General features: G+C 66.4%; 22 protein-coding genes and 1 riboswitch. Of the genes, 14 read left to right on the plus strand and 8 right to left on the minus strand.

Annotated elements, in window-relative coordinates:
- Nucleotides 1-70 precede the first annotated feature (70 nt).
- From ACW5CM_RS00685 to ACW5CM_RS00700, 4 genes are all read left to right on the plus strand, one after another.
- A complete protein-coding gene (locus ACW5CM_RS00685; protein ID WP_438253736.1) occupies nt 71-1,309 on the plus strand; it encodes an MFS transporter in 1,239 nt (412 codons plus the stop codon).
- Nucleotides 1,306-2,307 (plus strand): DUF2804 domain-containing protein, encoded by a 1,002-nt coding sequence (locus tag ACW5CM_RS00690; RefSeq protein WP_457123811.1) that lies wholly within the window; start codon nt 1,306-1,308, stop codon nt 2,305-2,307. Before ACW5CM_RS00685 ends, ACW5CM_RS00690 begins: the two co-directional genes overlap by 4 nt.
- 89 nt (nt 2,308-2,396) lie before the next feature.
- Nucleotides 2,397-3,398, plus strand: coding sequence for a hypothetical protein (locus tag ACW5CM_RS00695; protein WP_457123812.1), 1,002 nt, complete (start codon nt 2,397-2,399; stop codon nt 3,396-3,398).
- Complete coding sequence (locus ACW5CM_RS00700; protein WP_457123813.1) at nt 3,395-3,709, plus strand: PadR family transcriptional regulator; 315 nt, start codon at nt 3,395-3,397, stop codon at nt 3,707-3,709. Before ACW5CM_RS00695 ends, ACW5CM_RS00700 begins: the two co-directional genes overlap by 4 nt.
- 43 nt (nt 3,710-3,752) lie before the next feature.
- Here ACW5CM_RS00700 and zapE read toward each other — a convergent pair whose 3' ends face one another.
- The 7 genes from zapE to ACW5CM_RS00735 form a co-directional block, all read right to left on the minus strand.
- A complete protein-coding gene (gene zapE / locus ACW5CM_RS00705; RefSeq protein WP_457123814.1) occupies nt 3,753-4,754 on the minus strand; it encodes a cell division protein ZapE in 1,002 nt (333 codons plus the stop codon).
- On the minus strand, nt 4,751-5,674 hold the full coding sequence (locus ACW5CM_RS00710) for a J domain-containing protein (RefSeq protein ID WP_457123815.1): 924 nt from the start codon (nt 5,672-5,674) through the stop codon (nt 4,751-4,753). Before ACW5CM_RS00710 ends, zapE begins: the two co-directional genes overlap by 4 nt.
- Nucleotides 5,674-6,390 carry a nicotinamide riboside transporter PnuC gene (gene pnuC, locus ACW5CM_RS00715; RefSeq protein ID WP_438254270.1) on the minus strand — a complete coding sequence of 239 codons (717 nt, stop codon included), beginning with the start codon at nt 6,388-6,390 and terminating at the stop codon, nt 5,674-5,676. The genes ACW5CM_RS00710 and pnuC overlap by 1 nt, the downstream gene beginning before the upstream one ends.
- Before the next feature lie 73 nt (nt 6,391-6,463).
- Nucleotides 6,464-6,592: riboswitch (FMN riboswitch) on the minus strand.
- A gap of 42 nt (nt 6,593-6,634) precedes the next feature.
- Complete coding sequence (locus ACW5CM_RS00720; RefSeq protein WP_457123816.1) at nt 6,635-8,293, minus strand: HNH endonuclease signature motif containing protein; 1,659 nt, start codon at nt 8,291-8,293, stop codon at nt 6,635-6,637.
- A gap of 101 nt (nt 8,294-8,394) precedes the next feature.
- Nucleotides 8,395-9,318, minus strand: a complete 924-nt coding sequence (locus tag ACW5CM_RS00725; protein ID WP_438253743.1) for a DUF808 domain-containing protein — start codon at nt 9,316-9,318, stop codon at nt 8,395-8,397.
- 39 nt (nt 9,319-9,357) lie between these two features.
- Entirely contained in the window at nt 9,358-10,194 is an 837-nt protein-coding gene (locus ACW5CM_RS00730; protein WP_439255354.1) for an SDR family NAD(P)-dependent oxidoreductase, read from the minus strand.
- A gap of 35 nt (nt 10,195-10,229) precedes the next feature.
- Nucleotides 10,230-10,940, minus strand: a complete 711-nt coding sequence (locus ACW5CM_RS00735; RefSeq protein ID WP_438253745.1) for a FadR/GntR family transcriptional regulator — start codon at nt 10,938-10,940, stop codon at nt 10,230-10,232.
- Nucleotides 10,941-11,086: 146 nt separating this feature from the next.
- On the opposite strand from ACW5CM_RS00735, the gene ACW5CM_RS00740 reads away from it, so the two are divergent.
- From ACW5CM_RS00740 to ACW5CM_RS00775, 8 genes are all read left to right on the plus strand, one after another.
- Nucleotides 11,087-12,685 (plus strand): ABC transporter substrate-binding protein, encoded by a 1,599-nt coding sequence (locus ACW5CM_RS00740; RefSeq protein ID WP_439255352.1) that lies wholly within the window; start codon nt 11,087-11,089, stop codon nt 12,683-12,685.
- A 96-nt stretch (nt 12,686-12,781) separates the two neighbouring features.
- Entirely contained in the window at nt 12,782-13,738 is a 957-nt protein-coding gene (locus ACW5CM_RS00745; protein WP_457123817.1) for an ABC transporter permease, read from the plus strand.
- Between the two features lie 2 nt (nt 13,739-13,740).
- Complete coding sequence (locus tag ACW5CM_RS00750) at nt 13,741-15,795, plus strand: dipeptide/oligopeptide/nickel ABC transporter permease/ATP-binding protein (protein ID WP_438253748.1); 2,055 nt, start codon at nt 13,741-13,743, stop codon at nt 15,793-15,795.
- On the plus strand, nt 15,792-16,598 hold the full coding sequence (locus ACW5CM_RS00755) for an ABC transporter ATP-binding protein (protein ID WP_457123818.1): 807 nt from the start codon (nt 15,792-15,794) through the stop codon (nt 16,596-16,598). Before ACW5CM_RS00750 ends, ACW5CM_RS00755 begins: the two co-directional genes overlap by 4 nt.
- Before the next feature lie 28 nt (nt 16,599-16,626).
- Nucleotides 16,627-17,568, plus strand: a complete 942-nt coding sequence (locus ACW5CM_RS00760; protein WP_457123819.1) for a dihydrodipicolinate synthase family protein — start codon at nt 16,627-16,629, stop codon at nt 17,566-17,568.
- Nucleotides 17,568-18,509 (plus strand): ROK family protein, encoded by a 942-nt coding sequence (locus ACW5CM_RS00765; protein WP_457123820.1) that lies wholly within the window; start codon nt 17,568-17,570, stop codon nt 18,507-18,509. Before ACW5CM_RS00760 ends, ACW5CM_RS00765 begins: the two co-directional genes overlap by 1 nt.
- Complete coding sequence (locus tag ACW5CM_RS00770; RefSeq protein WP_457123821.1) at nt 18,506-19,249, plus strand: N-acetylmannosamine-6-phosphate 2-epimerase; 744 nt, start codon at nt 18,506-18,508, stop codon at nt 19,247-19,249. Before ACW5CM_RS00765 ends, ACW5CM_RS00770 begins: the two co-directional genes overlap by 4 nt.
- Nucleotides 19,246-20,187 carry a DUF4862 family protein gene (locus ACW5CM_RS00775; RefSeq protein ID WP_457123822.1) on the plus strand — a complete coding sequence of 314 codons (942 nt, stop codon included), beginning with the start codon at nt 19,246-19,248 and terminating at the stop codon, nt 20,185-20,187. Before ACW5CM_RS00770 ends, ACW5CM_RS00775 begins: the two co-directional genes overlap by 4 nt.
- Here ACW5CM_RS00775 and ACW5CM_RS00780 read toward each other — a convergent pair.
- Complete coding sequence (locus ACW5CM_RS00780; RefSeq protein ID WP_457123823.1) at nt 20,171-20,527, minus strand: cupin domain-containing protein; 357 nt, start codon at nt 20,525-20,527, stop codon at nt 20,171-20,173. The two genes, ACW5CM_RS00775 and ACW5CM_RS00780, sit on opposite strands and share 17 nt — an antisense overlap.
- 110 nt (nt 20,528-20,637) lie before the next feature.
- Between ACW5CM_RS00780 and ACW5CM_RS00785 the strand changes: the two genes are divergently transcribed.
- Nucleotides 20,638-23,286, plus strand: coding sequence for a sialidase family protein (locus ACW5CM_RS00785; protein ID WP_457123824.1), 2,649 nt, complete (start codon nt 20,638-20,640; stop codon nt 23,284-23,286).
- 108 nt (nt 23,287-23,394) lie between these two features.
- A complete protein-coding gene (msrA, locus tag ACW5CM_RS00790; RefSeq protein ID WP_457123825.1) occupies nt 23,395-23,937 on the plus strand; it encodes a peptide-methionine (S)-S-oxide reductase MsrA in 543 nt (180 codons plus the stop codon).
- Nucleotides 23,938-24,055 lie beyond the last annotated feature (118 nt).

The raw sequence follows: 24,055 nt of genomic DNA on the forward strand, positions 1-24,055 counted from the left end.
CGCACTCGCTGTGCCCGACGGTGAGATGCGTGAGGCGCTGCGGCGATGAAGCCGCGGAGGAGGAAGACCCATGAGCACTGTGCTGCCCGCACCACCGCGTACGACCGACCGTCGATTGATGACGTGGCTGTTCGTCATGAACGCCGCACTCCTGGCTTGCTACGCGAGTTTCATGGTCATCTTCATCCCCGATCAGGTGCAGCAGATCGACCCGGCGAACAAGGTCGCCAACCTGGCGATCGTGATGACTGCCGCCTCGATCGGTGCGATCATCATCCACCCGCTCATCGGCGCGTTCTCCGACCGCACCCGCAGCCGCTTCGGCCGGCGTGCACCGTGGATGGTCATCAGCGCCGCCACCGCTGCGCTGTGCATGGTGCTGCTCTCCGGCGCCGGCCAGCTGTGGACCCTCGGCGTCTACTGGGTGCTCGTCATGCTCGCGTTGAACGCGGTCGCCACCGCGCAGGCCGCGATCGTCCCGGACCGCATCCCGCGCGAGCGCTTCGGGGTGGCATCGGGAGTCCTGGCGATGGGGACGTTCGTCGGAATGGGCCTGGGCGTCGCCGGCGCCGGATTCTTCGCGAACAGCATCGGCATCGGCTACGCCACCTTCGGTGCGGTGATCCTCGTGGTCACGCTGCTGTTCACCATCTTCAACCGCGACTTCTCCTCGCGCGATCTTGAGGTTCCGCGCTTCAGCTGGAAAGAGTTCTTCGCGAGCTTCTACGTCAGCCCGAAGCTCTACCCCGACTTCTGGTGGGCGTTCGCCGGCCGCTTCCTGCTGATCCTCGCGTACCAGAGCGTGCAGTCGTACCTGCTGTACATCCTGCGCGACTACATCGGCGTCTCCGATGCAGAATCCACCGCTCTGAGCACGCCGCTGACCGCCGTGATGCTCGTTGGTGCCCTCGCGACAGCATTCATCACCGGCAAGATCAGTGACCGGATACAGCGCCGCAAGATCTTCGTGATCGTGGCATCGCTGATCATGGCCGCCTCGCTCGCTATTCCTCTGTTCGCACCGAGCATCGGCGGCATGTTCGCGCTCGCGTCGATCTTCGGACTCGGTTACGGCGTCTACATGAGCGTCGACTCAGCCCTGATGAACGAGGTGCTGCCCAAGGCGGAGGCAGCCGCGAAGGACCTCGGCATCCTGAACATCGCCACGACTCTTCCCCAGGCGATGACCCCGGTGATCGTCTGGGCTCTGATCGCTATCACCGGCAGCTACACCGCGGTGTTCATCGCCGGCATCGTGTTCGCGATCGTGGGCGCACTGTCGGTCATTCCGATCAAGAGCGTGCGATGAGCGATCACGAGATCACCGAGCCGGTTCGGCTCGCCGATGATCGAGGGCGGTTGAATCCGGCATCCATCGGGTGGGCGAGACAGCAACTGCACGACACCGACGGGGTCGGACGCGGATGCTACGGCTGGGGCCGCACGAAACGTTGGGAGTATTGGGGGATCGTCACCCCGACGCACATCTTCGCACTCACGATTGGCGGGCTCGACTACGCGAACGTCCGCCAGGTGTGGGTGCTGGAGCGCGCGACGCTCACCGCGATCGACGCCTTCGAGATCTCGCCGCTCGGCCGCGGGCTTTCGATGACCGGAACCCACGGAGCCGGAGTGAACACCTCGCGCGGACGCACGATAGATCTTCGTTTTGAAGATTCGGATGCCGGCACCAGACTGCTCGCGCGCACTCCGCGCGTGCAGGTCGAAGTGCTCGCGGAAACCCGCCCGGGGCACGAGGCGATGGGGCTGGCGTCACCGCACAGTAGGTTCCTCGTCGACTACACGGTCAAGGACGTCGACCGCCCCACCACCGGAACGATCACGATCGACGGCGTCCGGCACGATGCATCCGGATTCGCCGTGCTCGACCATGCCCGCTCGCGCGGCCCGTACCGCACGGACTGGAACTGGGGCGCCGCCGTCGGCGAGGTGGATGGCAAACGGATCGGCATCAACTTGGGCGGGGGAGGACCAGACGGCCTCCGCAATGGCATCTCGCACACCGGCGTGACGATCGACGGCCGCGTCCATAAGATCCCCACAGTGCTGGAGTGGGAGTTCGATCCGTCGAACTGGATGGCGCCGTGGCGCATGACCACCGACCGCATGGAACTGACTTTCACGCCCTTCTATGACCGCTATGCGCGCACGAACCTGCTGCTGATCCGCTCGACGACGCACCAGTGCTTTGGAGTCTTCACCGGTCGGGTGCAGACCGATGAGGGCGAATGGCTCACGATCGACGGCCTGGAGGGCTGGGCGGAGGACGTGCACAACCGCTGGTGAGGCGGGGCGCGTTGGTACGCGCTGTCGAAGTTGCGAGCGCTTCCCGGATGATGCAGTATCTAGATACGAAATGTATCTAGATACTAGGGATGAGCATGGCGTCAATCGATGACTGGCCGGAGCGCGACAAGAAGTGGGCCTCGCGATACATGGTTGCCGTTGCGCACCCCCGTGTTCCCTCGGAGGCTCGCGAAGAACGGGCGCGTGAGCTGATTTCGTCGCTGCACGCGGCAGACGTGTCTGCCGATGTTCTCTTCGGCGACCCGGTGGAAATCGCCCGGGAAGATGTTCGTGCGCTCGGGACTGAGGATGAAGCCGTTGCCGCTTCAGAGGGTGGCGGGCTGCGGCAGGCGCTCGCCTACACGGGCACGGCCCTCACGTTCTTGGGCACTTCGAGTGCGCTGGTGATGTTGACTCGCGGTGTGTGGCGAACCGACATCGGCGTCGGGCAACTGTGGGTCGTGCTCGGCATTGCCGCCGCAGCGATCGCCGCGAATCTCGCCTGGACGCTCTTCATCGCCGGCAGAGCAAGATGGGCGATCGGCTTCGGCGTCGGAGGTGTTGCGGTCATGCTCGCCTGCGTCGGCGTGGCTGCGAATGCGGACCCCGACCATACGCTGTTCGCCGACGTGCCGATCTGGATGCTGATGATTGCCATGGTGCTGCCCGGTGTCGCTGTACTCCTGGTGGCGCGCGCGGTTCCTCGGCGGCCCCTCCGTTCCGCCTGGTCGGATGACGAGTGGCTCGCCCGCTTTCGTGGCGCAATGCGCAGCCGCGGAATCTCCGAGAAGGCCGCTCGGGAGCATGAGCGCAGTGTTCGAGCTGCCGCGCACGGGGACTGTTACGGAGAGTTCGGCCATCCGGTCGCGTTCGCGCGGTCTCTGGCCGCTGAGGACAACAGCGCAGCAGTACGCCGCTGGCGCTGGAGCACTTCCTTTGGCGTCGGGGTCCCGCTGATGCTGTGTATCCTGATTTCGTTCACCGGGTCCTTCGGTGCATGGAAGGAGCCCGCCATGCTCTTTCTCTTCATCAGCAGCGTTGTCACCGGTTACATGAACTGGCGGCATCGACCGAGAGGACAGGCGCAGTGAGCCTCGCATCCTGGCAGCGAGCGTCATTGCCGATGTTGATCCTCAGCGTGCTGGCGGCGCAGCCCCGACATGGGTACGGCATCTCGCAGGCGCTCGTCGAGGTGGGCCTCCAGCCGATCAAGGGTGCCCAGCTGTATCCGACTCTCGTGAAGATGGAAGCCGAGGGTGCGATCTCCGCCGTGTGGGAGCCAGCCGCTTCGGGCCCTGCTCGCAAGGTCTACTCGGTCACTGATCTCGGACAGGAGAACCTCGCGGCCTTGCGCGCCGAGTGGGAGGTGTTCCTCGCAGCGTCTCGAGCGCTCGGCGTCTGAGCGGTGCACGTCCGGCCGTGTGCGCGTCAGGCCGTGTGCGGGGTCAGGCCATTCGCTTGTCGGCGGTTTGCCGCAGCAACTGCATTCGGCTCACCATGCGAAAGGCGTCGGGCCGAGCGGTCGCTGCGGCGAGGAACTCAGGCAGCGTGCGCTCGGACACGAAGGTCGTCGCAACGCCGAGGTCAGCGATCACGTCGACGGCGTTGATGAAGCGCTGCTGCGCTTCGCGGTCGACGACATCGAAGGCGGGCACGTCGGTCACCACCCAACGCGGATGGATGCGCGCCCACTCCAGATACTCGATTGTCGAGGTCGGCGTCTCGCAGAGCTGGTGGAACGAGATCCACAGCTCGTCCTCGCGGATCGCGAGCACCGGAAACTCGCGGCCCCGCACAGGCGAGAAGGTCGCCTCATCTTCGGTTGGCGCAGGTTCTGGGACGGTGTGCGTCCACGTGCCGGCGGCGAAACCGCTCGAATGATCCTGAGGGGTGGCGCGGTAGTCGGTCAGACCAGCGAGCTCGAACGTCTGCATATTCTCGGTGATGAGCGCGATTCCCGGTTCGAACATGTGGTGCCAGACAGGGTTCGGCAGCAGGTCTTCGGGTGCATAGTTCGACGTGGCGAACACGATCAGATCCTGCCGGAAGACGTGCTCCAGCAGCCGGGTGAGCAGCCGGGCGTCCCCGGAGTCGTGCACATGAAATTCGTCGAAGAACAGCACGCGGGAATCGCCCACGACATCGTCGATCGCGCGCTCGACGGCATCCTGCTCGTCGCGCCGGCGATGGATGCTGCGGTGCAGAGCATCCAAAAATCCGTGGAAGTGCACGCGGGTCTTGCGCGGCGTCGGCAACGCGTCGAAGTAGGCGTTCGCGATCCACGACTTCCCGCGTCCGGCTGGCCCGTGGATGAACAGGCCGCCATCCGCGCGGGTGACGCGTGCGAGCTCAGCGATCAGTTCGCGCTGCGTATCATCGAGCGCGAACCCGGCGGATGCTGCCTTCGCCTCGATCGTGGCGAGAACCCGGGAGGATGTGACCCTCACACGAACCGCACGGTCTGCTGCAGTCGGGTGCGCACATCGAACAGTTCGTTGCCGCCGATGTCGCGCGCACCCGGCACGCCGCGGCGGAGTACGGTCGCCAGCGCGCTGCGCCGCACGACGACCACTGGGATGCCACGCACCTTGCCGAGCTCGTTGATCGCCTGATCGAGATCGTCATCCGGCAGCACCACGATCGCCCCGCCGAAGCGCACGCGCGCGGCCTTGGCGATCACGCGCATGCGGGCGAGCAGGGTCGCCACTGGCGCCCGACCGTCCACGCCGCGTCCGATGATCTCGCCACGACGGAACCGCACGACCTCGCTGAAATCCTCCGACAGGATGCCGTAGAGCCCGGACGGGCTGAGCACCACGTGGTCGAGCTTGGCATCGGCATCCGCCCCCGCTTGAACGTCGTGCCACACGGTGAATCCCATGCCGAGATCCGAGACGGTGCGCGCTGTCGCTTCCTCGGCGAGGGCGTCGGCGAGCAGCCGCCGCACCTCGCGCGGCGCGGATCGCACCAGTGCCGGGTCATAGGGGTCGGGCACGTCGACGCCGTGGCCCGCCCACTCGCGGATCAGCCGCAGGTAGCGCTCGCGCCGCCAGCCTCCCGGATGCCCGTACGAGCGAGCGCGCGGACGCGTGTCGGTCTGCGGGCGGGGCGGCTGCCAGCCGTCCCAGCTCGGTTCATCGGATGCTGCCGAGAAACCGTGCCCGCGGTCATATGCGGCGCGGCCCTCGGGGGTGCCGATGAGATCCCAGGCGCGCTGCACCTGGATGAAGTCGGCGGCATCACCGCCGGTGTCTGGGTGCGTCTGACGCAGCCTCAGTCGGTACGCGCGACGCAGCTCATCGTCTGTAGCCGTCGGGTCGACGCCGAGAACCTCGTAGGCAGACGCGGAAAGGGGGCTGTCGAACATCAGTCCCTATTGTCCTCCACTTCGACCACGCGGGGATCCGGCATGATCGTGTCGATCTTCGGTTTGGCGTTCGTGTGCGCCCGCCACCAGACGACGAAGCCGACCGCGGTGAAGACGCCGTAGAAGACGTACATGAACCCAGTGGCGTAGTAACCGGCGCTGAACAGCAGGGGTACGCCGACGATGTCGACCGCGACCCAGATGAGCCAGAACTCCGTCCATCCCTTGGCCATGCCGTACGTCGCCAGGAGTGAACCGACAAAGGTCCAGGCATCCGCCCACACCGGTTCGTATGATCCGAGCACGCGGAACAGCGGCGTGAGGGCGAGGGTACCGAGCACCATGACGAGCACGAGACCGATGCGCGCACCGCTCGGCGCCCAGCGCGGGGTCACCTGACCGTTGTCGGCTCTCGCCTGGCGCCAGCGGATCCAGCCGTAGATCGCGACCGCGATGAACATGACCTGGCGTCCGGCCTGACCGAGCAGATTCGGCAGGGAGTGTTCGGGGCTGAGGATCGACCCGAGGAACACTGTCAGAAGCAGCAGATTTCCGACGATGCCGACGGGCCAAGCCCAGATTCTGCGGCGCATGCCGCCGAGCGCGCTTGCGAGACCGAAGATGTTGCCGACGACCTCGCGGATCAGCAGTGTTTGCCCGCCGGGCAGCATCCACTGGGAGTTGAAGGCGTCAACGAGCCAGCGCAGAAGTTCCACGGTCATCCTCTCGGCGTCGGTGCTGCCGAGGGTGATGAGGGTCGATCTTTCGCGTCACCGCGAAATGTCGACCATCGTGCTTCTCCCATCCAGACTGTGACTGTCGGTACCGGAATTTCACCGGTTCAACCTCGGCCCCGGAGGGCTTCGGGTCGCGGACTATGACCGCCGGTTCGGAATTACACCGACCCCGGAGCACGTGTGTGTTCACTCGGAACAATACCCTGATGGGGCGTGTGAGCACTCACCAGGTGGCCCACGCGGCGACGCGCTCGGTGTCGAGGGCTTCGTCGACGGCTCGATAGTCCAGGTGGGGCGATCGCCATTTTCCGTAGGGATCCCACCAGGTGGGACCGCGGACTTCGGGCACCCCATTGCGCATGCGAACCTGCCAGATTTGCTCATCCAGGGTGCGGTGGTGATGCCAGCACAGGGGGACCCCGTTGCTTGTGTGGGTCGGCCCGCCGCGGGCGTGTTCGATCACATGATGGATCTCGCACCATTCCGCACGGATGTCACACCCGGGAATGAGGCATTTTCGGTCGCGGAGCACGATTGCCTGGCGTTGACGGCCAGTGAAAATGCGCGCACTGGTGCTGATCGCGACGATCGCGCCATGCTCGTCGAAGAGCACTCGTTCGACCCCGCCCGCACATGCCGCATGGTCGGCGACGCCGAGGGGGACGTCGTATCCGGCGCCCTCCATGGTGGCTCGCCCGGTGCGATTGGCGAAGTCTTCGTCGCGTACGGACACGACGAGGGTGGGCGCAGCGCCGCCGAGTGTGGGCATGCCTCCGGATGCTGCGGCGACCATCACGATGCTCGCGAACGCGTCGTGACGCTTCTGCGCATGCGTGCGCAGATCGGCCGCCTCTGGTGGAGGCGATGCGGCTTTGTGAGCCGGGAGACCATCGGCGCGGTCGAAGAGGCCCGCGTCATCATCGGCGGTCGCGGCAGCAGGCGTGGTGCTGTACTCGGCGTCGGGGTCGGCGTCAGCGTCATTACTGCCCTCGTCATCACTCACGTCGTCGTCGGAGGGGCGGAATCGCACGCGGCCTCCAGCGCGAGTCTCGTCATCCGCTTTCGGGTTCATCAGGCTGTCGACCAGCTTCTCCAGCTGTGCGGCGACCTCCGGGAGCAGCTCGCCGCGCACGGGCACGGATCCGTCCCGCAGGCGTCCGATCGTGAAGTAGCGGCGTCGCTTGCCCGCACGGTCTTTCGGCTCGGCGCCGTCCGGGTCGAGGCGGGCGATGATGTGCGCGGTGAGTCCGGCCAACTCATCGGTCGTCGGCGGCGGTGCGCTCTCGCCACCGTCACCGCGCGCGGCACTGTCCGCGGCACTGTCCGCGCCACCGTCCGCGTCATCACCACCATCGCCGTCCAGCGGGAGTCCGGTCGCGAACCGCGCAAGCACCGCATCTGCGGCCAAGCGATCAGCGAGCCCGATCCGCGCGGCTTTTTGCAGTGGCACCGTGCAGGCCAAGAACCCGCTCACTGACATCGCCCCATCAGCCAGCGCTGCGGCCAGCTGGGGAAACCGCCCCGGCAGCAGCCCGCCCGATGTGATGTCGAACTCCCGGTGCGCGGCAGTGGCCGCGGTGACGTACCGGCGGGCTGCATACCCGTCGACAAGAAGCGTTCGCCGCAACACCTCGGCAGCATCCCGGCATCCGAGCTGTGTGCTCAGTCGTGCCGCACGTTCACACTGATCCCGCTCAACCACACGATCTGTGGCCTCGACGATCGCACCATCCAACCGGCGTTGGATACGCCCCATAGCCTGCACGACGTCGAGAAGCTCACCATCGTCGACGAGCCGTACCCCGCCACGCGCTGCAGAATCCGTCATCGCGTCGGCCAGCTGCCGATCGATGCGCTCCAACTGCTCTGCGAGGGATGTCATACTCCTATTGAACAGGGAGCCACCGACATTGAAATGCCAGGTCAGGGGCTATTCAGGAACTGTGGATAACTCCTCATCCGGCGTGGGCTGTGGAGAACAGGTCACGCCGCTGCGGCCACCTTCATCGGCGAGTCGCCGCCCTCGGTGAACGACGGTCGTTTGCCCAGCATCCGCCCGATCAGCAGGACGATACCCACGACGATCAGGCCGACCGCGAGCCCGGCGATCGCCGAAACCAGCGTCTCGCCGATCCATGCCACCACGCCGCCCAGCGGCAGCAGCAGCTCGTGAATCCCGTGCAGCATGTCGCTGAAGAAGACCAGTCCCACCTCGCCGAGATTCGCCAGCAGCAGGTGCCCACCGACCCACAGCATCGCGACGGTTCCCACGACGCTGATGACCCGGAACACCGCCGGCATCGACCGGACGATCCGAGCGCCGGCATGGCGCACGCGCCGGGAGGGGTTCTTCGCCATCTTCAGCCCGATGTCATCGATCTTCACCAGCAGTGCGACAGCGCCGTAGACGATTCCTGTCATCATCGCCGCTATGACGGCGAGGATGGCCAGGGTCATCCCGAAACTCAGGCCGGCTTCGAGGTTCGACAGCGAGATGAGCATGATCTCGGTGGACAGGATCAGGTCGGTGCGAATCGCGCCCCACACCAGTTTGTTCTCGTTACGGGCACCCTCTTCGACATGGCCGTGATGGAAGCCGAACCACTCCAGCACCTTCTCGGAACCCTCGAAGCAGAGATACGCACCGCCGATGATCAGCAGATACGGCAGCACCCACGGCGCGAACGCCGTCAGCAGCAGGGCGATCGGGATGATGATGACGAACTTGTTCACCAGTGAGCCGAGCATGATTTTCGCGACCACGGGCAGCTCGCGTGCCGGGGTGATCCCCTGCACGTACTGCGGGGTCACTGCGGCATCGTCGATCACGACACCGGCGGATTTCGCCGACGCTTTGAGCGCTGCGGCGAGAATGTCATCGACGACGGCGAGCAGACCAACCGACATGTGCGTCCCCCAGGGGTTCAGAAAAGCGAGAGCACCAGACTACCTACCGGCGTGCCCGGTGAACTGGTCCATCGATGAGTACACCTTGAATACCCGATCGGCCACGAGATCCCATGCCCGCGTCGGCAGAATTCCGCGCAGTGCCATCGCGAGTTTCACGGTCCACGGGCGCAGCACCATGGGCGTGCCCTTCAGCATCCCGTTCCATGCCGCTGACGTGGCACGTCGCGGAGTCATGATCGGCGTCAGCAGCGGACCGCGCGCACCCTCGAACATGCCGGTCGATACGAAACTCGGGCAGAACGTGGTCACCTTGATGTGCCGGTGCCCGGCGGCTTGCAGCTCGAGGCGCACGGATTCACCCCACCCGATCAGTGCCCATTTGGATGCCGCGTACACGCTCATATTCGGATTCGCCAGCGTTCCCGCGGCGGAGGCGATGTTCAGGATGCGCTTCGGGCGTGAAGTGTCTGCGATCATCGCCGGCAGTACTTCGCGGGTCAGCCACATCGCCGCCAGCGTGTTGATGCGCATCGTCGCTTCGATGTCGCGCTCCGGATCGTCCTCCCAGAACGGGCCACCGCGCACGATCCCGGCATTGTTGATGATCACATCGGGCGTGCCGAAGTCGACGCGCACCTGCTCGATGCCGCGGGCAATCTCCTCCTGGCGCGATACATCCACCCGGTAGGCGCGCACCCCGATGCCGGACTGTGCAAGCTCCGTGGCGAGGGCGGTGGCGGCTTCTTCATCGATATCCCACAGCGCGACGGCGCGCGCGTGTGCGGCGATCGCGCGCCGGGCATAGATCTCACCCATTCCGCGCGCGGCGCCGGTGATGAGGACAAGAGCATCAGTGATCGGATTGTCAGCCATACGATCACCGTAGGACACCGGATGCTCCGGCGCGATCAATCCAGTTGAGCGAGGCTCCGCTGCAGCGGAGCGTAATGCTCCACGACGGCCTGCCGATATGCTTCGACGTCTCCGGCGCGCGCCGCGCGCAGCATGTCGCCGTGCGCCTTCGCGGTGTGGTGGATATCGGCGGGAGGCGCAATGCTGAGCTGGGGGAGCGCGGCGGTGTGCACGTCCCAGAAGGCGCCCACGAGCTGGCCGGCCAGGTGATTGCCGGTTGCATCGAACAGTGCGGTGTGGAAGATCCGGTCCTCTTCGAGGAAGAGCTTGCCCTGCTCGGCTTTCTCGATCATCGCGGTAACGAGTTGATCCAGCTCGGGGTCTTCTTCCCCCTGAGCCGCATCGACCACGCGTTCGGCCATCGACAGATCCAGCGCCAGGCGCACCTCGACTACTTCGCGCAGCGCATCCAGTGAACCCTCGGGATTCAGCACGCCCCGGAAGACGAGCGTCTCGACCATGGGTGCCAACGACATCCCTCCGACATAGGTGCCGTGGCCGTGGCGCACGTCGACGATGTCGAGCGTCGAAAGGGTGCGGATCGCCTCGCGAACCGACGATCGCGAAACGTCGAGGGTCTCGCACAGCTCGGCCTCAGTCGGGAGCGGGTCACCGGGGGAGAGCTCCCGCGAGAGGATGAGCTGTTTGATCTGGTCCGCCGTGGTGGAGCGCCGCATGCGGGACGCTCGACTCTGGGTGGAGTTCATCTTCTGGACCTCTCGTACTGCGTAATGTGCATTCGCGACGACGACTCGATCATCCCACTCTTGTGCTTCGGACGATCATGTGTTTAGAGTACATCAGACATCAGATGTCCTCAAGATGTCCGACACCCCCCCACCCTGGAGCACACATGAACCGAAACATCACCCGCAGTCGCGGTGGTCGATTCGCCATCGCGGTTGCCGGCACAGTCGCCACAGCCGTCGTGTTGGCCGGCTGCAGCGCCGGAGCAACCAACGCACCCGAACCCGGAGCAGCATCGGGCGAAATCGACCCGAACGGCATCATCGAAGCCGGAATTTCCTACGCCCTCAGTGGCAGCTTCGATCCGATGGTGGCATCCGGTGCCGTCACCGTCGCAGCGAACTGGCACATTTTCGAGGGTCTCGTCGATCTCGATCCCGCGACGCGTGAGGCCTATCCGGCGCTCGCCGCCGATATGCCCACAAAGGTCGACGACACCACCTATGAGATCGACATCCGTGAGGGTGCGACCTTCCACAACGGTGATCCGGTCACCGTCGACGACGTCATCTACAGCTATGAGCGCGTCCTCGACCCGGCCAACAACTCGCTGTTCACCAGCTACATCGACTTCATCGACACGGTCACCGCCGTCGACGACGACACCATCCGGATCACCACCGACTTCCCGTTCTCGCTCATCGAAGATCGCCTCGGAATCGTCAAGATCGTCCCGCAGGCACTCGTCGAGGAAGACCCGGAGGCGTTCGGCGCCAACCCGGTCGGCACCGGCCCGTACTCGCTCGTCTCAGCCACGCCCGAGGACAAGGTCGTGTTCGAGCGTTTCGAGGACTACAACGGCACGCGCCCCGCGCTCGCTGCCGGCATGAACTGGAACCTGCTTGCGGATGCATCCGCTCGTGTCACTGCGATGTCGACCGGCACGATCCAGGCGATGGAAGACGTCCCCTACATCGATGCCGAGGGTCTCGCGGCCACGGTCGATGTTGAGACGGTGCAGTCATTCGGTCTGCTCTTTGCGATGTTCAACACCAAGGCCGCACCGTTCGACGACGTGCGCGTGCGCCAGGCACTGTTCTACGCACTCGACATGGACAAGATCATTGAGACCGGCATGCTCGGCAACGCCGAGGCTGCCACCTCGTTCCTGCCCAAGGATCACCCGGACTACCAGGAGGCGTCGACCGTTTACACCTACGACGCCGACAAGGCCACGGCTCTTCTCGAAGAGGCGGGCGTATCCGATCTGTCGATCGACCTGCTGATGACCGACACCGGTTGGGTGAAGGAAGTCGCGCCGCTCATCAAGGAGTCCCTGGATGCCGTCGGCATCAAGGTGAACCTCGAGATCCTGCAGTCGGCAGCCGTCTACGAGCGCGTCGACTCGGGTGACTACACCGTCGCAATCGCACCGGGAGACCCCTCCGTCTTCGGAAACGACCCCGACCTGCTGATGAACTGGTGGTTCGCGCCCGGCGTCTGGACTGAGACCCGCACCCAGTGGGCTGACACGGCGGAGTTCGCCGAGCTCCGCGGCCTGATCGAGGGCGCAGCGCAGCAGGAAGGCGCCGAGCAGGGCGAGACCTGGGGCCAGGCCTTCGATCTCATGTCGGAGCAGGTCAGCCTGTACCCGCTGTTCCACCGCCAGCTGCCCACCGCATGGAACGGCGCAGAGCTGAGCGGCTTCCAGCCGGTCCCGACCACCGGACTGTCGTTCCTCGACGTGGGCGTGATCGCCAAGTAACCGGCTCGCACCCCACCGCGGGGGTGCGCTTCCCCCGGGCGCACCCCCGCAACCCCCGCGAACCCAGAACCCCGAACCAACCGGAAGGAACGGCACGTGTCCAACACGCTCCGTCTCATCGGCAGGCGTCTGCTCCAACTGCCGCTGATGATCCTCGGCATCACATTCCTCGTTTTCTTCGTGATGTCGTTCTCGCCCGTCGATCCCGCGCGCAACGCGCTGGGCGAAACCGCATCGACGGAGGCGCTGGAGGCCTACCGCGAATCGCACGGGCTGAACCTTCCCCTGCTCGTGCGCTACGTAAACTTCCTGTTCGGCATGGTGCAGGGCGATCTCGGCACCTACTCCGCCCGCAGCCTGCCGGTGATCGATGAGGTCATTCGCGCCTTTCCCGTCACCCTGGCGCTGACTTTTCTCGGCCTCATCATCGCGGTGATCGTGGCATTCCTGATCGGTGTGCTCGCAGCCGTCTACCGCGACCGCTGGCCCGACCAGCTGATCCGCGTCTTCGGTGTGGCAGCGCTGTCCACTCCTTCCTTCTGGCTGGCGATCCTGCTCATCCAGCTGTTCACCCTCGGACTCGGGGTGCTGCCGGCATCCGGTCCGCTTCCGGATTTCTGGACAGACCCGGCTGGCTGGCTCGCACGCATGACGCTTCCCGCTCTCGCGCTTGCCGTCCCCGTGATCGGGCAGCTCTCCCGCGTGGTGCGCACCTCGATGGTCGAGGAGCTCGACCGTGACTACGTGCGCACAGCCCTCGGTGCGGGCATCCCGCGCGTGGTGGTCGTCGGCCGCAACGTGCTGCGAAACGCCTTGATCACCCCGGTCACCGTGCTCGGCCTGCGTATCGGCTACCTGCTCGGCGGCGCCGTCGTGATCGAGATCATCTTCGCCATTCCCGGGATGGGAACCCTCATCCTCAACGGCGTGACCAACAACGAACCCAACCTCGTACAGGGTGTGACACTGGCCGTCTCGCTCGCCTTCGTCGTGATCAACATCATCGTCGACCTCCTGTACGTCCTCATCAATCCCCGAATCCGGGCGGTGTGACCATGCGACGCAAACTCACTGAACGACTCTCCGCTCCAGGACTGCGCCTCGGCGGCCTGTCTCTGGGCGCCATCATCTGCATCGTGTTGCTCGCGATCATCGCACTGGCCGCGGTGTTCGCGCCGCTGGTCACAGCGTACGATCCGCTCGCTTCCGGCGCACCGGTGCAACCTCCGAGTGCCGACCACTGGTTCGGCACCGACCGGCAGGGCCGCGACATCTTCTCCCGGCTCGTGTACGGCGGCCGCTACTCGCTGGTGATCGGGCTCGGCGCGACTGCGATCGCGCTCGCCGCGGCCTGCGTCCTGGGCACCATCGCCGCCACCGCGCCGAAGTGGATCTCCGAAGTGCTGATGCGCATCATGGACGTTGTGATGTCGTTCCCCGGCATCGCGCTCGCCGCGGTCTTCGTCGCCGTGTTCGGAAAGTCGCTGCCGGTGCTGGTCCTCACGATCGCGTTCCTCTACGTGCCGCAGCTCACCCGTATCGTCCGCGCCAACATCCTCGACCAGTACGGCGAGGACTATGTCTCATCCGTGCGCGTCATGGGTGCGCGCACCGCACGCATCATCGTCAAACACGTCGCCCGCAACGCGATGGCTCCGGTGCTCGTGTTCGCCACGGTTCTCGTCGCCGATGCGATCATCTTCGAGGCGTCGCTGTCGTTCCTGCAGGCCGGCGTCCCCGACCCCGAGCCCAGCTGGGGCAATGTGATCGCGGCCGGCCGCAGCCTGCTGATGGCGGGGGCCTGGTGGGCGACATTCTTCCCGGGCATCGTGATCATGATCACGGTGCTGTGCCTGAACATCCTGTCCGAGGCGATGACCGATTCGATGGTTTCGCCACGTGCGCGCAAGATCACGGCGGATGCTGCCAACACCGAAGAATCCACGAGCGACCTCGAAGAGCTCGCCGCCGGTCCAGACGACACCAATGTGATCGTCACGATCGATACCGCCGTCAACCTCTCCGTGCCCAGCGGCGTGCCCGATGTGCTGGTTCCCGGCACCCCGGTCGTGCCACTGGAGGAGCGCCTGGCGCAACTGCGCGAGCGAGAGCTGGCCCGTACCGATCGCTTCATCTACACCGGTGACGACGCACCGCTTCTGGACGTGCAGGACCTGTGCATCTCGTTCCCCCGCCACGGCGATGTCGATGTGGTCGATCACGTCAACTTCACCGTGCGCCCCGGCGAGACGGTGGCGCTGGTCGGTGAATCCGGGTGTGGAAAGTCGATCACGTCGCTGGCGATCATGGGCCTGTTGGATGCCAAGGCGAACGTGCGCGGAAAGATCATGTTCGATGGCCAGGACCTGCTCCAGATGGACCAGAAAAAGCGCAACGCGCTCCGCGGGCACGACATCGCCATGATCTACCAGGACGCCCTGAGCTCCCTCAACCCGGCCATGCTGATCCGCGCGCAGATGAAGCAGCTCACCTCACGCGGCGGCACGCGCAGCGCCGAGGATCTGCTGGAGCTTGTCGGCCTCGACCCGAAGCGCACGCTCGCCTCGTACCCGCACGAGCTCTCCGGTGGTCAGCGTCAGCGCGTGCTCATCGCCATGGCACTCACCCGCGACCCGCGGCTGGTGATCGCCGATGAGCCCACCACCGCGCTGGATGTCACGGTGCAGGCGCAGGTCGTCGAACTGCTCATGCGCCTGCAGCGCGAGCTCGGCTTCGCGATGGTGTTCGTCTCGCACGACCTCGCGCTGGTGGCTGAACTCGCTCACCGCATCACCGTCATGTACGCCGGTCAGGTGGTGGAACAGGGCACCACACGCGAGGTGCTCACCCAGCCGGTGCACGAGTACACCCAGGGCCTGCTGGGAGCCGTGCTCTCGATCGAGGCGGGATCGGACCGCCTGCATCAGGTGTCCGGTGTTGTGCCGTCACCGCGCGACTTCCCGGCCGGCGACCGGTTCGCACCGCGCTCGTCCGACCCGGCGCGCTACGCGGGGGTCACCCCGGTCCGCCGCCAGATTCCCGGCACTGAGCACACCTACTCCGCGCATCCTGACGATGCGCCTGTCGAAGCGATCGGAGCGGGACGATGAGCGAAACCGTCATCGAACTGAAGGACGTGCACGTGCGCTACAAGTCGCGCAGCTCCACGCTCTTCCACCGGGAATACGTGGATGCTCTCGCCGGTGTCTCAATGACCGTGAAACGCGGGGAGACCCTCGGAATCGTTGGCGAGTCCGGCTCCGGCAAGTCGACGTCGGCGAAGGTGCTCATCGGCCTGGAGAAGCCGACGAGTGGACAGGTCGTGTTCGCCGGCGAACCGGTGCGATCCTTCACTCCGGCCGTTCGCAAGCGCCTCGGCCGCATCCTCTCGGTCGTCTTCCAAGACCCCGCGACGGCGCTGAATGCCCGGATGACAGTGCGCGACGCGCTGCTAGACCCGCTGCAGGTGCACCGCCTCGGCTCCGTCGCATCGCGCGGGCGCAAGATCCGCGATCTCATCGGGCTGGTGGGGTTGCCGGCATCCGCTCTGGATGCCCTACCCAGTCAGCTCTCCGGTGGACAGCGCCAGCGCGTGGCGATCGCCCGCGCGCTCGTTCTCGACCCGCAGGTGATCATCGCCGATGAGCCGACCAGCGCGCTCGACGTTTCGGTGCGCGCGCAGATCCTGAACCTGCTCACCGACCTCAAACAGCAGTTGGGGCTGGGGATGGTCTTCATCTCTCACGACATCCAGACCGTGCGGTACCTCTCTGACGAGATCGCCGTCATGAACAAGGGGCGCATCGTCGAGTTCGGCGACGCCGCCGCTGTGTTCGACAACCCCACCGATGACTACACCAGAACGCTGCTGGGCGCCGCGCCCTCGCTGCTCGAACCGACCTCGTCGCACTGACGAACCCACGAGATAAGACCGGAACCACATGTCTGCTTCAACGCCCACCTTCACCGGCGTCATCCCACCCGTCGCCACCCCGATGCTGCCCGATCACACTATTGATCACGCCTCGCTCGAGCGGCTGGTCGATCACCTGATCAGCGCGGGCGTCTCCGGGCTGTTCGCGCTCGGCTCGACCGGCGAGACCGCCTACCTCACCGATGACCAGCGCGTCGCCGTGCTGCGCACGATCGTCGCCACCTCAGAGGGCCGCGTGCCGGTGATCGCCGGGGCGATCGAGCTCACCGCCGCCCGCACAGCCGAACTCGCCCAGAAGCTCGTCGCAGCCGGCGCCGACGCGATCGTCACGACGGCACCCCTGTACACGCTGAATTCGCAGGCCGAGATCGCCGAACACTTCCGCACGGTCGCCGCGGCGATCGACGTGCCGCTGTGGGCGTACGACGTGCCGGTGCGGGTGCATTCGAAGCTCAGCCTCGAACTGCTGCTCCAGCTCGGCAGCGAGGGAGTCATTCACGGTGTGAAGGACTCGTCTGGAGACGATGTCGGCTTCCGTCGTCTACTCGCAGCGAATGAGGCCGCTGGCCGTCCACTCACTCTGCTCACCGGCCACGAGATGGTCGTCGACGCAATGCTGCTCGCCGGCGCCGACGGCGTCGTTCCCGGACTCGCAAACGTCGAGGCTGAAGGATACGTGCGGCTTTTCGCCGCCGCCGGTCGTGGTGATTGGGATGCTGCGCGCACCGAGCAGGAGCGCATCAACCGCATCTTCGACATCGTGTTCCAGCCCACCGGGCTTTCCGGCGATGCCACGGGGGTCGGTGCCTTCAAGGCCGCCATGCACGCCCGCGGCCTGATCGATCACGCCACCATGGCGAACACCGTCGAATCGTTGGATGATGCAGCGGTGCAGAGGGTGCGCGGCATCCTCGCCGAGCTGGAACTGCTGCCCGCCGCAGTCGTGTGATGACCGAAGTCGTGCTCGCCGTCGACATCGGCGGAACGAAGACCGCGGCTGCCCTCGCTGGCCGTGACGACGAGCCCCTGACCACGCGGGTGGCACCGACGCCCGCAGCTCACGGACCCGCGGCCGTCATCGCGACGGTCCTCGAGCTCGCGCAGCTCTTGCTGGCGGATGCCGCGCCGGGCGCCCGCCTGGTCGGGGTCGGTATCGGCACCGCGGGCGTCGTCGATACGACGACGGGGACGATCGTCTCGGCCACCGACACCTTCGCCGACTGGCCGGGCACCCGCGTCGCCGACCTCGTGCGCCATGGCCTCGGCGAGCTGCTGAATGCCGAGGCCCCCGTCGCCGTCCAGAATGACGTCGACGCACACGCACTCGGCGAATTCCGGCACGGCGCCGCAGCCGGAGCGTCCAGTGCACTGATCGTCGCCGTCGGCACCGGCGTGGGTGCAGGCATCATCACCGATGACCGGCCGCTGCGCGGCGCGCACCACGTCGGTGGTGAGATCGCGCACATGCCCGTTCCCGGTGCCGAACATCTGCGATGCCCCTGCGGGCGGCTCGGACACCTTGAAGCGCTGGGATCGGGCATCGGCATGCATCGCCACTTCCTGTCCCTCGGCGGAGACCCAGAGACCCCGGATGCTCGGGGCGTGGCGGCGGCCGCGGCATCCGGTGATCCGATCGCGACCCGCGCGCTCGTTGAGTCGGCGGCCTCCGTCGGCCGTGCCCTCGCAGGCGTCGCAACACTGCTCGACCCGGAGCGCATCGTCGTCACCGGCGGTGTGCCGAGCATCGGTGCGGCCTGGTGGCAGCCCATGCTCGCCGCATTTCGGGCCGACGCGATCGACGCCCTGCAGAACACCCCGATCCTGCCGGGTACGCTCGGCGACGATGCTCCGCTGCGCGGAGCCGCAGCATCCGCCTGGAGGAACCGATGAGATTCGACGACACCCTCGCCCTCCTGCACGGCGGCCTGATCGTTTCGTGCCAGGCGTACCCCGGCGAGGCCATGCGCGATCCGAACACAATGGCGCAGATCGCCGCCGCGGCGATCGTCGGCGGAGCATCCGCGATCCGCGTGCAGGGCATCGCCGACATCCGTGCGGTCGCAGGCCTCCCCGTGCCGGTCATCGGGCTGTGGAAGGATGGCGAGTCGGACGTGTTCATCACTCCGACCCTCGGCCACGCGATCGCAGTGGCGGATGCCGGTGCTGACATCGTCGCGATCGACGGCACCCGGCGCCCGCGGCCCGACGCTCTGACACTGGCGGAGACGATCGCCGGCCTGCGCGCGCACTTCGCCGAGACCGGGCGTGACGCGCTCATCATGGCCGACTGCGGATCGCTCGACGACGCGATCGCCGCAGAAGAAGCCGGCGCCGACATCCTCGGTACGACCCTGTCGGGCTATTCGGGGGAGCGGCCGAAGACGGAGGGCCCGGACCTTGAGCTGATCCGCCTCATCGCCTCGCGGTGCTCCCTGCCCATCTGCGCCGAGGGGCGCATTCACACTCCGGCGCACGCCGCCGCCGCCATTGCCGCCGGAGCATTCACGGTGTGCGTCGGCACGGCCATCACCCATCCGTCGACGATCACATCCTGGTTCGTCGGTGCCGTTCGCGGTGCTGCCGATGGTGCTGCTGCTGATGGTTCTGTTCGCGGAGCGGATGCCGAGTGACCGCCCCGATCCTCGTCAGCGCCTATCCGGTCTCGCCGGCGTTCGTGGAGTGGGACCCGGAGCTGGAGGGTGAGCTCCTGCCCGCCATCTGCGCCCTCGACGGCGTCGCGGGGCTGGAGATCCCCTGGATCGGCGGCATCCACAAGTTCGACAACGACTGGTTCCTCGCGAATGTGCCGGCCGTTGCGTTAGCCGTGACGCCCATCCCGTTCGTGATGGGGCAGCTGGCCGCAGACCGGGGGTACGGCATCGCATCGGCGTCTGTGGGTGGGCGGGCTGCCGCGCTTGCCGACCTCAGGCGTGTGGCTGCTGATGTCGCCCGGATCGTCGATGAGAGCGCGGCATCCGTCGCCGTCGTGACACTGCACTCGGCACCCCGCGCTGACTCCGGATCGGTCGATGCCCTCGCCCGATCGCTGGGGGATATCGCATCGTGGGACTGGCGCGGCGCGCAGCTCGTGATCGAGCACTGCGACGCGCTCGTCGCCGGGCAGACGCCCGAGAAGGGATTCCTGACGGTCGAGCAGGAGGTCGCCGCGATCACGCAGGCGAGCGTCGACATGGGTCTGTGGATCAACTGGGGCCGCTCGGCCATCGAGCTGCGCGATGCCGATGCCGTCACCGCGCAGATCGCGCAGGTCGCCGCATCCGGCCACCTGGCGGGCCTGGCCCTGTCGGGTGCCGCGGCTGGGGAGAGCCCCTACGGGTACCCGTGGATCGATGCGCATCTGCCGATCCGGTCGACGTATCCAGCGTCGGAATCGCTGTTGGATGACGCACAGGTCGCCGCTGCGCTCGCCGCCGCTGGCGACGTGCCCTGGTTGGGCCTGAAGATCGCCCGACGCGCGTCGGATGCCACCGCAGCGGATGCCCTCCGGACGGTGCAGCGCAATCTCGACGTGCTGCGGGCGCCGGTTCCCCTCAGCGTCCGATGCTGAGGCCGGGCTTGCGCTGGTGCACGGAGAAGTAGCGCAAGCCGTCTGGCCCGGCGACGAAGCGGCGCTCGGAGCGGGGCGGCAGCCACACCATCGCGCCGGGCTGCAGCTCGATCGCGTCGCCTGCGGTCTCAAGCATCCCTGATCCATCGAGCACCACGATGAGCACGTCCAGCGCGGGTCCGACGTGCCGCTGGATCTCATCTCCTGTGGGCAGAACGATGACGTTCGAGTCGAGGCCGCGTGCGGCGGGCTCCAGTTTCCACACTGCTCCGGCGGCCCCGGCATCCGCTGCGGCGAACGCGTCGCCGACGACGCGGGGAAGGTGCGGCTCGACATCCATGGCTCCAGCATCCCACTGAAAATCGACCCTTGTCGGGCCGGACCGTTCTCGCTACAGTATGAGCATCTGACATCAGATGTCTTACCTCGCACGTACAGAAAGGTCTGTCCATGCACTATCGCCCCCGCTCCTCCCGCAGGCGTTCGCTTGCCCGAGTCTGCACAGCAGGTGCTGTCGCTCTCGCGCTCGTGTTCCCCGTATCCGCGGCCCACGCCGCAGCCGCCCCCGGCTACCTCACCGATCCGACCTCTGCCCCTGGCAGCTACTCCGAGCAGAACATCGGCTCGGACCGCACTGAGGACAACTTCTTCTACCGAATCCCCGCGCTCGCCCACCTGGGCGACGGAGTGATCCTGGCATCCTGGGACGCGCGACCCGGCAGTGCTGCCGACTCGCCGAATCCGAACTCGATCATCCAGCGCCGCTCCACCGACAACGGCCAGACCTGGAGCGATCTGCAGATCATCGCGGCCGGGCAGACGACCGCACCCCGGCATGGCTACTCCGATCCGAGCTACGTCGTCGATCACGAGACGGGCCGCGTCTTCGCGTTCTTCGTCTACTCGAAGGATCAGGGCTTCTGGGGGAGCGTCTACGGCAACGACGACGCGAACCGCCAGGTCATGAGCGCCGCTGTGATCCAATCCGATGACCAGGGGCTCACCTGGAGTGAACCGCGACTGATCTCCGACGTCGTCAAGACCTCGAACGGCACGACCAGCAACGGCGTGTACAGCCCGGTCGCCGGCGACGTCCGTGGCGCCTTCGCCAGCTCCGGTGAGGGCATCCAACTGAAATACGGCGAGCACGCGGGCCGCCTCATTCAGCAGTACGCCGGCGAGATCCGCCAGGCGAACGGCTCCACCCTCATCCAGGCGTATTCGGTCTACTCCGATGACCACGGCGCGACCTGGCAGCGTGGCGAGTACACCGGCAGCGCGATGGACGAGAACAAGGTCGTCGAACTCTCCGACGGCAGCGTCATGCTCAACTCGCGCGACAATGCCCGCGGCACGCAGCGCAAGGTCGCGATCTCCACGGACGGCGGCGTGACCTACGGCGCAGTCACCCGTGATGCCGAGCTGCCCGATCCCACGAACAACGCCTCGATCACGCGCCTGCACCCGGACGCCGCCCAGGGGAGCGCCGACGCGAAGAAGCTGCTCTTCACGAACTCGAACAGCACGACCGCTCGGGCCAACGGCGGTGTGCGCCTCTCCTGCGACGATGGCGAGACGTGGCCGGGGCTTCGGACGATCGAGACCGGCACCTTCGGATACTCCACCGCCACCGCGATCGGCGACGGCCGCATCGGCGTGCTGTGGGAGGCCGGGTACACCAACACCATGCAGTTCTCGTCATTCGACGAGGCCTGGCTGAACGCGGTGTGCGCACCCCTGTCTGTGCCGCAGGCGACGCTCGAACCCGGTGTCGCTACCGCCGTGCCCGTCACCGTGACCAACCAGGAGGCCGAGCCTCTCAGCGGTACGGCATCGTTCTTCGTCGGAACCGGATGGACGGCATCCGACGCGCTGATCGACAACCTCGCGCCCGGCGCCAGCGTCACCGTCGATGTCGATCTCACCGCCCCCGCCGGGGCATCCAACACGCAGAAGCTGCAGGCGGCCTTCACCGCATCCGATGGCCGGGTCAGCCAGACCACGGCGACGATGGTGCTGCCGCGCGAATCGATACTCGGCGCGACGCTGAGCCTGACGAATACGTCGGCGGCTCGCGACATCATCGCCGACCCCTACCGTGCGGGCGACGTGCTGTCGTTCCGCACGCGCGTGGTGAGCACTTCGAACGAGGCGACGATCGTGACGCCGGCGGAGAGCGCGTTCACCAGCGGTTTCGCACCGACGGCGTGCCGCTGGAAGAATCTGCCGGCCTACGACGCGTACAACTGCAACACACCCACGCGCACGTTGACGCAGGAAGACATCGACCGCGGCTGGTTCACGCCGTCGTTCTCGTTCACGGTCGCTCCGGTGGACGGATCCGTCGCGGCTGTGACCGTGTCGCACGAGGGTGCTCCTGTGCTGTTGCGCGACGGTGTTCTGGATGCCACGATCACCGGCGATCGCACAGACACCGACCGTGACCTCGCCACCGATCCCTACGCGGTCGGCGAGCAGGTGCCGTACTCGTTCCGGGTCGACAGCACGTCGCCGGTGACCGCGGCGGTCGTGCCGACAGCCGGTGCCTTCTCGCCGTTCCTGCCGGCCGGTGCGGGCAACTGCCGGTACCGCGCTCTGCCGGCCGGGGACGGATACACCTGCTCGACTCCGCGCCACACCGTCACCCAGCAGGACATCGATCGGGGCTACTTCGCCGGCGACACGACCTGGAGCGTGCAGGCGGCCGGGCAATCGAACCAGGAGATCACCGTCGCCGCCGGCGAAGTCGATGTGATCGCGCGCAACCCGCACCTCACGGTCACGGTGAAAGGCGTGTGGGATGACGCGGACGGCAACGGGTTCGCTGCAGAGGGCGACACCGTCACCTGGACTCGCACCCTCACCAACGACGGCAACGTCGCGTTGGATGCCGTGACCGCAGACGGTGTCGCCCTCGGCGCCATCGCCGCAGGTGCGAGTATCGCGGTCGACCCGGTGACGGTCACGCTCACCGCTGCGGACGTGCAGGCGCAAACCGCTGCTCCTGCTGTGCTCGAGGTGGCTGCCGCCAACGGCGCCAAGGCCGCGGTGATCGACACGAAGGTGGCACCGGTGGCACTGCCGACCGCGTCGGCATGAGCCCGTGGAATCTGCTGAGCTGAGCGGTATCTGATCATTCGGGAGGGGCAGACGCGTCTGCCCCTCCCGAATTGCGTCAGACTGGTTAAACGACAAGGAGCGTTCACCATGACTGACACTGGCACCATCACCCGCACCCCCGGCGCTGAAACAGCGGTTCTCGCTGGAGGCTGCTTCTGGGGCATGGAAGACCTCGTCCGTCGCCAGCCGGGTGTGCTCTCCACCCGCGTCGGCTACACCGGCGGCGACAACGACCACGCGACCTACCGCAATCACCCCGGTCACGCCGAGGCGCTCGAGGTCGTCTTCGATCCGGCGGCGACGACGTTCCGTGACATCCTGGCGTTCTTCTTCCAGATCCACGACCCGTCCACCCTTGACCGTCAGGGCAACGACATCGGTTCGAGCTACCGCTCGGCAATCTTCCCGCTCAGCCCTGAGCAGGAGCAGATCGCGCGCGAGACCATCGCCGACGTCGATGCATCCGGTCTCTGGCCAGGCAAAGCCGTCACCACGATCGAGCCCGAAGGCCCCTTCTGGGAGGCGGAGCCGGAGCACCAGGACTACCTGATCACCTACCCGAACGGTTACACCTGCCACTTCCCGCGCGCCGGATGGGTGCTTCCGCGCCGGGTTGAAGAGAGCGCCTAAGAGGCCTCTCCCCGCAGCTTCACAGCGATCTGACGGGGCTGATTCAGGATGATGAGAGAGTTCTCATCCCGTTCTCCTGTGCGACTTACGCCGTTTCCCTAACGTTCATATAAGAACG

Source organism: Microbacterium wangyouchuni, from assembly GCF_054072595.1.

What these genes read in the sequence shown, in the direction of transcription:
- ACW5CM_RS00735 (WP_438253745.1), bottom strand. Translation starts at nt 10,940, where the DNA reads ATGAACTCCACCCAGAGTCGAGCGTCCCGCATGCGGCGCTCCACCACG.
- ACW5CM_RS00740 (WP_439255352.1), top strand. Translation starts at nt 11,087, where the DNA reads ATGAACCGAAACATCACCCGCAGTCGCGGTGGTCGATTCGCCATCGCG.
- ACW5CM_RS00690 (WP_457123811.1), top strand. Translation starts at nt 1,306, where the DNA reads ATGAGCGATCACGAGATCACCGAGCCGGTTCGGCTCGCCGATGATCGA.
- ACW5CM_RS00770 (WP_457123821.1), top strand. Translation starts at nt 18,506, where the DNA reads ATGAGATTCGACGACACCCTCGCCCTCCTGCACGGCGGCCTGATCGTT.
- ACW5CM_RS00685 (WP_438253736.1), top strand. Translation starts at nt 71, where the DNA reads ATGAGCACTGTGCTGCCCGCACCACCGCGTACGACCGACCGTCGATTG.
- ACW5CM_RS00760 (WP_457123819.1), top strand. Translation starts at nt 16,627, where the DNA reads ATGTCTGCTTCAACGCCCACCTTCACCGGCGTCATCCCACCCGTCGCC.
- ACW5CM_RS00750 (WP_438253748.1), top strand. Translation starts at nt 13,741, where the DNA reads ATGCGACGCAAACTCACTGAACGACTCTCCGCTCCAGGACTGCGCCTC.
- ACW5CM_RS00780 (WP_457123823.1), bottom strand. Translation starts at nt 20,527, where the DNA reads ATGGATGTCGAGCCGCACCTTCCCCGCGTCGTCGGCGACGCGTTCGCC.
- msrA (WP_457123825.1), top strand. Translation starts at nt 23,395, where the DNA reads ATGACTGACACTGGCACCATCACCCGCACCCCCGGCGCTGAAACAGCG.
- ACW5CM_RS00755 (WP_457123818.1), top strand. Translation starts at nt 15,792, where the DNA reads ATGAGCGAAACCGTCATCGAACTGAAGGACGTGCACGTGCGCTACAAG.
- ACW5CM_RS00730 (WP_439255354.1), bottom strand. Translation starts at nt 10,194, where the DNA reads ATGGCTGACAATCCGATCACTGATGCTCTTGTCCTCATCACCGGCGCC.
- ACW5CM_RS00710 (WP_457123815.1), bottom strand. Translation starts at nt 5,674, where the DNA reads ATGTTCGACAGCCCCCTTTCCGCGTCTGCCTACGAGGTTCTCGGCGTC.
- ACW5CM_RS00765 (WP_457123820.1), top strand. Translation starts at nt 17,568, where the DNA reads ATGACCGAAGTCGTGCTCGCCGTCGACATCGGCGGAACGAAGACCGCG.
- ACW5CM_RS00720 (WP_457123816.1), bottom strand. Translation starts at nt 8,293, where the DNA reads ATGACATCCCTCGCAGAGCAGTTGGAGCGCATCGATCGGCAGCTGGCC.
- ACW5CM_RS00725 (WP_438253743.1), bottom strand. Translation starts at nt 9,318, where the DNA reads ATGTCGGTTGGTCTGCTCGCCGTCGTCGATGACATTCTCGCCGCAGCG.
- ACW5CM_RS00695 (WP_457123812.1), top strand. Translation starts at nt 2,397, where the DNA reads ATGAGCATGGCGTCAATCGATGACTGGCCGGAGCGCGACAAGAAGTGG.
- ACW5CM_RS00785 (WP_457123824.1), top strand. Translation starts at nt 20,638, where the DNA reads ATGCACTATCGCCCCCGCTCCTCCCGCAGGCGTTCGCTTGCCCGAGTC.